Source organism: Symbiobacterium sp. (genome assembly GCF_040797425.1).
GTDB lineage: Bacteria > Bacillota > Sulfobacillia > Symbiobacteriales > Symbiobacteriaceae > Symbiobacterium.
The window spans coordinates 1-11298 of record NZ_JBFNEH010000073.1; the positions used below are offsets into that span (position 1 = coordinate 1).

The window sequence follows — 11298 nt, forward strand, 5'->3', positions numbered from 1 at the left end:
ATCTCGAGCGTCGCAGTGTCAGGAAAAAGCCCGGGTGGTGGCGGCAGGTGTGCTGAAAGTTGACACTCCCGACGGCTGTGGCGACTGTGGAGTGCGGTCAGACACGTAGAGAAAGGGGTCCAAGCCGGGCCGACAACCAGATTTTGGGTTCAATTTGGGAGATGAGGGCGATCTCGAGCGTCGCAGTGTCAGGAAAAAGCCCGGGTGGTGGCGGCAGGTGTGCTGGAAGTTGACACTCCCGGCGTCTGTGGCGACTACGGAGTGCGATCGGGTGCCAGCCGATCTGACAGCCAAATTTTGGTTTTGATCTGGGACATGCGGGCGATTCCGAGCGTCGGAGCGTCAAGAAAAAGCCGGGGTCGTGGCGATTGGTATGCTGAAAGCTGGCTTTCAGGCCGAGATCAGCTCTACCTGTGACCGAGATGACCACAACAAAAACCCTGCGGCGCACGCCGCAGGGTTCCTACAACTATTCACGCCACCCGGTTCGTCGCCCGCCCCAGCAGGAACGGCTCGAGCCGGCGGTAGAAGGCCAGGCTCACACTGGCCGAAAGCATTCCCTTGAACAGGTTGAACGGCGTCGAGAGCGTCAGCGCACCCACCCAGGCGGCGGTGCCCCGCATCCCCCAGAGTGGGTAGACGAACAGGGCGTTGGCCGGGATCATGATGGCGGCCATGATCACGGTGCCGATGGCGGCGGAAAGGAACGTCCAGCCCCAGTGCTTGAACCCAAATCGCTCGAAGACCTGCTGCGAGACGCCGGCGCCGATCACCAGCGACGCTCCGGCCAGGAAGTTGGCCAGCGCCCCGACCCAGCCCGTGGAGCCCTTGCCCGACAGGAGGAAGAGCCCGGCCTTGATCCCCTGAATCGCCACACCTGCGGCGGGACCGAGGGTGTAAGTCGCCACCACGGCCGGGATGTCGCCGGGATCGTACTTCAGGAACTCGGCGAACGGTGGGATGTAGACCTCGCCGAAGAACATCAGCAGGAAGGCCATGGCGCCCAGCATGGCGATCATCACAAGCCGGTGGAGACGTTCGTTCCGCAATCCAACCCCACTCCTTCTTGACCTGCGCCTGGAGGGCCGCAACCCGTCCCGACCGGGGAAACGGAAACACCCCGGGCCTTCCGGGGTGTGGGTTGCGGGCACAGCAAGAAAGAGCTCCCTGCGCGTGCAGGGTCGCCTCTCTCGCCTTCTCCCATCCGGACTATACCGTCGGCCCCGGATTCTCACCGGAGTCTGCCCCCGTGCCGCCTGATGGCCACACGTGGCTCGCGGCGCTCGTCTCCCCGACAACCGGGAAGCATCACCGCCGGTCGGGAATTGGCAGCTCTTGCCGCCGCACCCTGCCCTGAAGGCGCTCGTTTTGACTGCATGATACCACGCTCACGAAGCGGATGCAATATGCGCCATGGCCTGAAGCAAGACAGTCAACTGGACTAGTTATTAATGTTGCCCACTATCCTCCGAACGGGCTATACTCTTGCCGCGGAGGTGAGCGGGATTTGCAGCTCCTCAAGCGGCTCTGGCCCCTGTATCGGCCCGGACTGCCCCTGGTGCTGCTCAGCCTGGTTCAGATTGCGCTGGTCTCGCTGCTCAGCACGGCCCAGCCACAGATCATCCGGTTCGTCACCGACCGAGTGTTGCAGGAGGGCCGGTGGCAATACCTGGTGCCCTGCGCCCTGGCCGTCATCGCCGTGGCCCTGGTGCAGGGCGGCCTGCGGTTCGGCCAGCGGTATGCGATGGAGATCGTCTCCACCCGGGTGGTGGCCACGCTCCGGTCGCTGCTCTACAGCCACCTGCAGCGGCTCTCCTTCGCTTTCTTTGACCAGGCGCAGACCGGCGAGCTGATGTCCCGCCTCACCGCAGACGTCGACGCGGTACGCATGGCGGCCGGCATGGCGCTGGTGAACGGGCTCACACACCTGGGCACCATCGTCGCCGTGGTGGTCGCCATGTTTCTCATGGACTGGCGGCTGGCCATCGTCTCGCTCCTTTTCCTGCCCCTTCTGGTCCACGCCATCGCCCGGTTCCAGGTGAGGTCACAGACCGCCTGGAGCGAGGTCCAGGCGGAGACCGCCCGCCTTTCGGTCACGTTGCAGGAGAACATCGCCGGCGTGCGGGTCGTGAAGGCCTTCGCCCGGGAGGAGGAAGAGATCGCTCGGTTCCGGTCGGCCAACGAGGCGTTCCAGGCCGCCAATCTGCAGGCGATCCGGCTGAGCGCGTTCTGGACGAATTATATGAACTTCCTCGCTGCCTTCGGTGCGGTGGCGGTGCTCTGGTACGGTGGTCGGCGGGCGATGGCCGGTGCCATCTCGGTGGGTACGCTGGTTGCCTTCAACGCTTACGTCGCCCAACTGGCTGGACCGGTACGGATGCTGGGGATGGCCCTCTCTCACTTCACCCGGGCGGCGGCCGCCCTGCAGCGGATCTACGCCCTGTTGGACACGCCAGTGGAGGTCGCCGACCGACCGGGTGCACGGGACCTTGAAGATGTGGTAGAGAGCGGATTTTCCGAGACGCCTGAGGGCACGTGCTTGCAAGCGTCCTTGCCCTCAACGGAGACCGGCGGGGCGGGAGGCGCGCCCGTTCAGGCCGTGGCGCATCTATCAGAACCCCCCGCGGTGGGGGGTACCCACGTCCAGACGCCGGTCGCCGGCACCGCGGCGAAGGAGAACGCCCTGGCTCGGGCGCCGGTGCGCCGCGTTCCCGGACGAGTCACCTTCGAGGGCGTCTCCTTCCGCTACCCCGGCGGCGAGACCGTGCTGGAGAACATCCACCTTGACGTCGCCCCCGGCACGCGGGTGGCCGTGCTCGGCCTCACCGGTTCCGGCAAGTCTACCCTGCTCCACCTGATCCCCCGATTCTACGAGCCCACCGAAGGGCGGATTCTCATCGACGGCGTGGACGTACGCAGCGTCAACCTGGCCTCCCTGCGGCGGCAGATCGCCGTCGTGCCGCAGGAGACCTTCCTTTTCTCCACCACCCTCCGGGAGAACATCGCCTACGGCCGGCCCGACGCCACCCTGGAAGAGGTCGTCGCCGCGGCGAAGGCAGCCCAGATTCACGACTTCATCGAGAGCCTGCCGCAGGGTTACGACACCGTGGTGGGCGAGCGGGGCGTGGGCCTCTCCGGCGGGCAGAAGCAGCGCATCGCCATAGCCCGGGCCCTGCTCACTGACGCGCCGATATTGCTGCTCGACGAGTCCACCTCGGCGGTGGACGTGGCCACCGAGCGGCTGATCCAGCAAGCCTGGGACCGCCTGATGGCTGGCCGCACCACCTTCATCATCGCGTCCCGCCTCTCCACCGTGCGGAAGGCGGACCTCGTGCTGGTGCTGGAGGGCGGCCGCATCGCGGCGCAGGGCACCCACGAGGACCTCATCCGCCGGGACGGGCTCTACCGGCGCATCTACGAGCTGCAGCTCAGACCCGCCGAGGAGGTGGTCTAGGTGGTGGTGCACCGCGACGCTGGCGCCTCCCGGCGTGCCCCACTCCGGCCGAGGAGGTGGTCCAGATGGTGATGCGGGGCGGCCCCGGCGCCTTCCGGCTGGACGAGTACGACGTGAAGCTGAGGCAGGTGGACCCCCGGGTCTACCGGCTGCTGGGCTCGCTCATCCGCCCGTACCTGCCCAGGCTGGTCCTGGGCGTCCTGGCCATGGTGGTCACCGCGGTCACCGGACTGGTGGGACCCTACCTTACCCAGGTGGCCATCGACCAGTTCGTGACCGAGGGCGACCCCGCCGGGCTCGACCGGGTGGCCCTCGCCTTCCTGGCCACCGCCCTGTTCAACTGGTGGTCCAGCTACGGGCAGACCTACATCGTCTCCTTCGTGGGCCAGTCCATCATCTACGACTTGCGGGAGCGCATGTTCGGCCACCTGCAGCGGCTCTCCTTCCGCTTCTTCGATGCCATGGCCACCGGCCGCATCATGTCCCGCATCATGTCCGACGTGGACACCATCAACCAGCTGGTCTCCTCGGGCCTGGTGAGCCTGTTCGGCGACTCGCTGGTGCTGGTCACCATCATGGGCACGATGCTCTGGATGAACTGGCGGCTGGCCCTGGTCTCTTTCCTCACCATCCCGACGCTGCTCCTGGTGCTGCGGGTCTTCAAGGGCTGGATGCGCGACGCCTTCATGACCCAGCGCCGCCGGGCGGCCGACCTGAACGCGCACCTGGCAGAGGCCATCGCCGGTATCCGAGTCACCCAGGCGTTCGGCCGGGAGGCCCGCAACCAGGCCGAGTTCGACGGCCTCAACGAGCGGTTCCGGCAGGCCAACCTGGGGGCCGTGCGGGTCTGGGCCACGATGATGCCCGCGATCGAGGTGGTCTCGGCCTTCGGCGTGACCCTCGTGCTCTGGTACGGCGGGGTCCTGCTCCGGGGCGGGACGGCCGACGTGACGGTGGGCCAGGTGGCGGCGTTCATCCTCTACCTGAACCGGTTCTTCATGCCGATCCGCGACCTGTCGCAGGTGTTCAACGTGTTCCAGGCCGCGGTGGTCTCGGCGGAGCGGGTGGCGGAGCTGCTGGACCAGCAGCCCGAAATCGTGGACCGCCCGGGCGCCCGGGACCTCCCCCGCGTGGCCGGTGCCGTCGAGTTCCGGAACGTCACCTTCGGCTACGAGCCCGGCCAGCCGGTGCTCAGGGGGCTGAACCTGCGGGCCGAGCCAGGGGAGACGGTGGCCCTGGTGGGCCCCACCGGCGCCGGGAAGACCTCCATCATCAACCTGCTGGCCCGGTTCTACGAGCCGCAGGAAGGCCTGGTGCTGGCGGACGGCGTGGATCTGCGCACCGTCACGCAGCGCTCCTGGCGGTCGCAGCTCGGCATCGTGCAGCAGGACACCTTCCTCTTCTCCGGCACCATCCGGGAGAACATCCGCTTCGGCCGTCCCGACGCTTCCGACGCGGACGTGGAGGCCGCCGCCCGGGCGGTGGGGCTGCACGAGTTCATCACCCAGCTGGAGCGGGGGTACGACACGGAGGTGCAGGAGCGCGGGGCGAAGCTGTCGGTGGGACAGCGACAGCTCATCGCCTTCGCCCGGGCGCTCTGCGCAAACCCGGCGGTGCTGATCCTGGACGAGGCCACGTCCAACATCGACACGGTGACGGAGGCGCTGATCCAGGACGCCCTGCGCACCCTGCTTCACGGCCGCACCGCCTTCGTGATCGCCCACCGGCTCTCCACGATTCGGCAGGCGGACCGGATTTACTTCATCGAGAATGGCCAGGTGGTGGAGGAGGGGCGGCACGAGGAGTTGCTGGCCCTGGGCGGGCGGTATGCCCGGCTCTACCGCGGCCAGTGGGAGGGGGCGTGAAGGAGAAGGCACGAGGCGGAAGGTCCCGCCGGACAGCATGAGGGGCCCCCCGAGAGGCGCCAGACCCCGGACCGACCGGCGGGGACGCGCACCTGGCCGTCCGGGGATGCCCCCCGGCATGACCGGCGGCCCTGCTGACGCCCTGATGGAACGGCCCGCCCCGGGCACGGGGCGGGTCTTGTCGCGTGGTTAGGGCACTTCCCAATCATTCATGGTATGAAGGATTTAGTATGTATACCAGAATACTATATCTTTTACGGGGCAGATTTCCCAACATACATCACTGCTCAATTCCCTGTGTCGCCGCACTGCGCTGGAAGGAGGTTGGAACCCGAGTGTTCCGCCGAACGCGAACTCCGCTGGTTCTCATGGCGATACTGGCCCTGATCGTCCCGCTGTTGCTGCCTGCCAGGGCGCTGGCGGGTGGCGTGTCGATGACCGTGCTCGACGACTGGCTCTTGCCCGAATCGCCGCCGTACACCATCCGCATTCAAAGCGAGGCGATTCGGGCGGACTCCAACGTCACCGCCAGGCTGGAAGGCAGCCAGGTCGGGGAGACCGTGCCACTGGCCGTATGGAATCAACGGGAGGGCTACGTGGCGTTTTACACGGCCATGCCGCTTCCCCGCGGCGAGTATACGCTCGTGGCCAGCATCGACGGCCAGACCGTCACAGCCCCTGTCTACGTCATGATGGTGCCGCAGTTCCAGGGGTTGGACAGCAACCTGCCGGCGTCCTACGCGGCCCGGACGGTGTCTCTCCACGGGGGCGACATTGCGACGTTCGCCCCGGACAGCCTCCCGCAGGTCCAGATCCTCGACGACAACGGGGCGGTGCTGTGCACGCTGGAGGTGCAGTTCGTCTCGGAGAAGGAGGTTCAGTTCACCATCCCCGCCGGCCTGCCCAGCGGCCGTTATTGGCTGAAGGCCGAGGGGGCGGAGTGGGGGACGACGACCTCCACGTTCTTCGTGGGGACGCGTGAGGAGACGGGCCAGCCCGGGCAGAGCGGAACGGGCGGTGAGGGCGCCTCCGGTTCCGCCGCCGGGAACATCCGGCCCGCGGTGATCTAGGACTGGAACGGCAACCCGCTGGCGAACGTGGGGGTGCACTTCGCCCACGTGGATGAGTTCCCCGTCTACTCCCGGTATTCTGGACCGATGACCAGGGCCGGTTCGATCTGGACCTGGGCAGCCTGAGGCGGGGCGAGGGGCAGTACATCGTGCCATGATCCAGCGGGCCGACGGCAGCCGGATCCTCACGTATCTACCGGTGCAGGCCACCGCCCAGCAGGCCGAGTACATCCTGCAACTGCCCCGGCCGAACGTGGAACTGCGCATCCAGGATGAACGAGGGATGCCCCTTCCGAACGCGGACTACGGGATTTTCGATCTGAATCCAAACAGCCCGCTGCACAACAGCGGCGTCAGTGCCCGGACTGACGCCAAGGGGTGGGCACAGCTCTACCTCCCGCCGGCCGAGTACTACGTGCAGGTGGACACGAAAGAGTACGTGCAGCCCGAACCGCCCCGGTTCGTCGCACGGGAGAACGGGATGCAGGAGGTGACCGTGACCCTGCTGTTTCTTAACGTGCAGGGTGCCGTCACCGTCGGCGGGCAGCCCACCCGGTGGCCGCTGCTGAAACTCATCGGCCCGGACGGGCAGGTGCACCAGATCCAGGCCTCTTACGACGGCAGGTTCATCAGCCGCCTGGCGCCCGGCCGGTACTCTCTGGTCGAAGTGGACACCTTCTTCCGGGAGTACGGGATCCCGCACTACTTCGGTGAGGGCTACCCGGTGACCGTAGCCGGGGTGGATGCGCCCGTGGTGATCAACGTCGCCCTGCCCGAGGTGAACGTCCAGGGCGACGCCGTGATTGACGGCCAGCCGGTGGCGGAGGGGTTGCTGCTGGCGGAGCCGGTTGGGGCGGACTGGACCCTGCGCTCCCCCATCGAGAACGGCCGCTGGCAGATGTACCTTTCCGCGGGCCAGTACCGGGTCACCGGCATCCAGGTTGGGAACCGCACCTACGACCGCAGCGAACTGCTGACCGTCTCTGCGGAAAAGGCCCCTGCGCCGGTCGTCACGACCTCCACGCTGCTGTTCCCCGACGTTCCGCTCGACCACTGGGCCCGCGCCGACCTGGAAGCGCTGGCCGCACAGAACGTGGTTCGCGGCGACCAGTGGGGCCGGTTCAACCCCGAGCGGGCCGTGACCCGGGCCGAGTTCGCCACCCTGCTGGTCCGGACGCTGGGTCTCGAGCGGGCGACCCCGGCCCAGCCGACTTTCCCCGACGTGGCCCCCACCGACTGGTTCTACGCCGACGTCGAGGCGGTGGCCAGGGCCGGACTGATCCAGGGGGCGGCCGGGCAGTTCCGGCCGCTGGATACCATCGCCCGGCAGGAGATGGCCGCCATCCTTGCCCGGACGCTGCGCCAGCGTGGCGAGAGCGCCGGCCTGCCTGCCGCGACGGCCGAGGCCCTGCGCTCTGCCGCGTCTCCCGAGGCGGTTGAGGCGATCCTCTCCGGCGTGGCCGACGGGGCGGAGGTCGCCCCCTGGGCGAAAGCCGACGTGGCCCTGACCCACCAGCTGGGACTGCTGAAGGGCCGCAGCGGGAGCCGCTACGAGCCGCAGGCCTCGGCCACCCGCCTGGAGGCGGTGGTGGCCTTGAAGCGGCTGCTGGACGCGCTGGGCGAGCCGTAGTCGTCTGTCATGCGGGAGCCCCGCCGGGCTGGCGGGGCTCCTGGTGATTTGCGGCGGAGGCGGCTCAGTGGCGTCCGCACCACGTCAGGAATCGTTGCGACCGCGGGTGTGCCGCTTCACGGAGTCGCCGGGAGAGGCCCTTCGGCCCGTGCGGGGGCGGCGCAGGCGAAGTGGGCATCGGCTTGCAGGCGCCGGCGAAGCGCCAGGTGCATGACCCTGCACGCAGGGGGCCGCACGGCGAGTTTCAGGGCCCCAGGTGGAGGCGCGGCCCGGGTGCAGGAACGGGCCCACAGAAGGGGAATACAAGATCGAGACGATGTGTGGTGTTGCCAGGCCCTGCCCGTCGCACGGCGGGAACGCCTTCGCACCTCATGAAACACATCATGGCGTCTCACGGACCGCAGATTGCCGCAGCAAGCCACTCAGGAGGGAGGACGCCCATGAAACCCTTCCGCATCGGCATCATCGGCTACAGTTTCGGTCGCATCCACGCCGAGGCCTACCGCCTGATCCCGTTCTACAAAGACGTGGGGGCCCCCATCGAGCTGGTGGCGGTGGCCACCAGCCGCCCGGAGACTGCGGCGAAAGCGAAGGCCGAGGGCGGCTTCGCCTTCGCCACCGCCGACTGGCGGGAGCTGGTGGCCTCGCCCGAGGTGGACATCGTTCACGTCTGCGCGCCGGACGACCTGCACCACCCGATCGCCAGCGCCGCCCTGGAGGCCGGGAAGCACGTCTACTGTGAGAAGCCGCTGGCCCGCACGGTGGCCGAAGCGGAGGACCTGTGCGCCCGGGCCCGGGCCTCCGGCCGGGTGGCGCAGGTCGCATTCCAGTGCCGCTTCGGCTCCGCCGCCCAGGCGGCCCGCCGGCTGATCCAGGACGGCACCCTGGGCGAGATCACCAGCTTCCGGGTGACCTTCCTGCACTCCGGCTATGAGGATCCTGACCGGCCCCTCACCTGGCGGCTGGACCAAACCCGGGCCGGCGGCGGTGTGCTCTACGATCTGGGCTCCCACGCCATCGACCTGATCACCTTCCTTCTCGGCCGGCCGCGGCGGGTGATGGGCCTTACCCGCACCTTCATCAAGGACCGCCCGGCGGCCCAGGGGAGCACCCGGCGGGTTCCCGTGGGCGTCGACGACGTGGCCCTGGCCCTGCTGGAGACCGAGGCCGGCGCGGTCGGGCTGCTGGAGGCCACCCGCCTGGCCACCGGCGTGCGCCGGGGGCCAGACGTCACCATTTACGGAACCCGGGGCTCGGTGGCGTTCAACGGGGCGACAAACCCGGACGAGCTGAACCTGTATCTGAAGGGGGAGAAAGTCCCCGGCCTTAGCGGGTGGGAACGCATCAACACGGGTGGACGCCGGCCAGTGCCGCTGAATGTGGCCGCCCAGGCGCACTTCCTGGAGGCGATCCGGGACGGGCGGACGGACGCGGAACCGGGCTTCGAGGCGGGGCTGCTGGTGCAGCGGGTCCTGGCGGCGGTGCAGGAGTCGGACCGGGCGGGCGAATGGGTGACGGTGGAGGGGTAGGAGCAATCGGGGACCCGGCGAGGAGCCGGGTCCCGTTTGCTGTTGTGGCGCATTAGGTTGCGTCGAGACTTTCGGCAACAGCAGCATGTGCTGCCCGGGGGGCCTTTCTTAGTACTCTTTGCAGTTTCGTCAATTGGGACGTTATGCTTGTCGCAAGGTGTTTCCGATCTAACTCCACACCGGCGATTCTGGAAAGCTTCGCAGTGCAGTGAACACGCCTGGCAAATTCCCCCGAAAGGGTGGCGGTGGTGACAAGGTAAGCACAAGGGTGAAACAGAGGTTTTCGTCGACCGTACGGGAGTCTAGAGCGACAGCAATCGGCGACGGAACACAGCATCCGGAAGGGTCGAACTTCACCAGGTCAACAACTGGCCGTCCGCACTTGGTTTAGATTGTCCTGGTCAGTGCCCGGATGAAGTCTGTGTCAACGATTCCCCCTGGATATTCCGTAACAGGTCTTCGCGCAGTACCGTTTGGAGGTACACGTTTTGTCTGAGACTGGAGGACGGCCCTAATGAGTCGTCCTTTCGCCTTCTACTATCTTATAGGTTTCAACTAGCGACTGAACCATTCGCTGAGGAGATAGTTCCCTTTCAAAGAACTCCCTGGCACTGTTCCCCATTTTCTGCGCTAGTTCGGGGTGTTCCAGCAACAGCCGCATCTTGCTGGCCAAGGCCTCCGGTTCATCGGGCGGAACCAAGAAGCCAGTCTGGCCGTCGACCACCGCCTCTGGTAAGGCGCCAACCGTAGTGGCCAAGACCGGTCTCCCGTGGGCGTAAGCATCAGGAATCACTCCGCTCTGAGTTGCCTGGCGATAAGGGAGTACTACAAACCGCGTGACTCGGAATAACTGGTCTTTCTCGTCTTCACTGATCCGTCGATTGAGAACCGTAACTCTGGGCGCCAGGTGTGCCAGCTTGCTTGCAACCTTCTCGGGAATCCGGCCTTCACCAGCGATCACAGCATGGACGGTTGGTTCCTCCCTCATGACGATTTCAAGGCTATCCACGAATATGTCCAGTCCCTTATACGGCATGATCCGTCCGAAGAACAGAATCGGTCCGTCAATCGGGTATGGGCTTGGCGATTGCACTTGTGTGGACGCTAGCGGTGCGTAGGAAACATGATGAAGGCCCCTGCTTTCTAGTAGCTGTTTCCATACCTTTCCGTGGACCACCAATCTGCCCACTCGGCGAACGATCAGTGCGTTGTAAACAGCCACGATGCGGGAGGTTATTCCTTCGCCTGGATGGGGTTCAGGATCATGCAGGGTCAGCACAATTCGTTTACGATCCAAGAAGTAGGAGAGGGGGACGTTCCACGGGTGGGCACAGGTGAAGTGGATAATGTCGTAGTTGCCCTTCCGCAGACTACCGCACAGGAGGCAGAAGGTACGGATGTCAGCGACGGCTGCGAGAGATCTTGGCGGCAACGGGTTGAGAATGGGGCGTACGTCCAGTCGTGAGTCAAGAGGGTGCTCTATCTGACCTCTGGGTACATACATGGTTACCCGGACCTCGTTGATCAGACCGTTCGCGATGATTTTGGTGTAAGCCAGGATTCCGGGTGTTGAACTCAAACAGACCAGGGCAACTCGCAATGCCTTCACTTCCTGCCTATCTATGAATCAAACCTTTGCGCACAGCCATCTCCAAGATTGCCGCACTCAGTTTTCCTCGCTGGCTTTGATAGGTGTGGGCGAGGGCCTTGCGGTATCCTTGCGCACTGAATGCCTGACACAGCTCCGGAT

Annotated in this window: 7 protein-coding genes and 1 riboswitch; of the genes, 5 read left to right on the plus strand and 2 right to left on the minus strand. The window is 66.2% G+C overall.

Annotated features, from left to right (window positions below; genetic code table 11):
- Nucleotides 1-473 precede the first annotated feature (473 nt).
- Nucleotides 474-1049 (minus strand): ECF transporter S component, encoded by a 576-nt coding sequence (locus tag AB2385_RS15605; RefSeq protein WP_367655940.1) that lies wholly within the window; start codon nt 1047-1049, stop codon nt 474-476.
- Between the two features lie 139 nt (nt 1050-1188).
- Nucleotides 1189-1365: riboswitch (FMN riboswitch) on the minus strand.
- A gap of 142 nt (nt 1366-1507) precedes the next feature.
- On the opposite strand from AB2385_RS15605, the gene AB2385_RS15610 reads away from it, so the two are divergent.
- The 5 genes from AB2385_RS15610 to AB2385_RS15630 all read left to right on the plus strand — a co-directional run bounded on the left by AB2385_RS15610 (nt 1508) and on the right by AB2385_RS15630 (nt 9548).
- The gene (locus AB2385_RS15610) at nt 1508-3454 is read left to right on the plus strand and encodes an ABC transporter ATP-binding protein (protein ID WP_367655941.1); all 1947 of its coding nucleotides are present in this window, start codon (nt 1508-1510) and stop codon (nt 3452-3454) included.
- A 65-nt stretch (nt 3455-3519) separates the two neighbouring features.
- Nucleotides 3520-5319, plus strand: a complete 1800-nt coding sequence (locus AB2385_RS15615; RefSeq protein ID WP_367655942.1) for an ABC transporter ATP-binding protein — start codon at nt 3520-3522, stop codon at nt 5317-5319.
- Nucleotides 5320-5654: 335 nt separating this feature from the next.
- The gene (locus AB2385_RS15620) at nt 5655-6389 is read left to right on the plus strand and encodes a hypothetical protein (RefSeq protein ID WP_367655943.1); all 735 of its coding nucleotides are present in this window, start codon (nt 5655-5657) and stop codon (nt 6387-6389) included.
- Between the two features lie 154 nt (nt 6390-6543).
- Nucleotides 6544-8019: an S-layer homology domain-containing protein gene (locus tag AB2385_RS15625; RefSeq protein WP_367655944.1), complete on the plus strand. Its 1476-nt coding sequence runs from the start codon at nt 6544-6546 to the stop codon at nt 8017-8019.
- Nucleotides 8020-8459: 440 nt separating this feature from the next.
- A complete protein-coding gene (locus AB2385_RS15630; protein WP_367655945.1) occupies nt 8460-9548 on the plus strand; it encodes a Gfo/Idh/MocA family protein in 1089 nt (362 codons plus the stop codon).
- Between the two features lie 511 nt (nt 9549-10059).
- On the opposite strand, the gene AB2385_RS15635 is transcribed toward AB2385_RS15630, so the two are convergent.
- On the minus strand, nt 10060-11148 hold the full coding sequence (locus AB2385_RS15635; protein WP_367655946.1) for a glycosyltransferase family 4 protein: 1089 nt from the start codon (nt 11146-11148) through the stop codon (nt 10060-10062).
- Nucleotides 11149-11298: the final 150 nt, after the last annotated feature.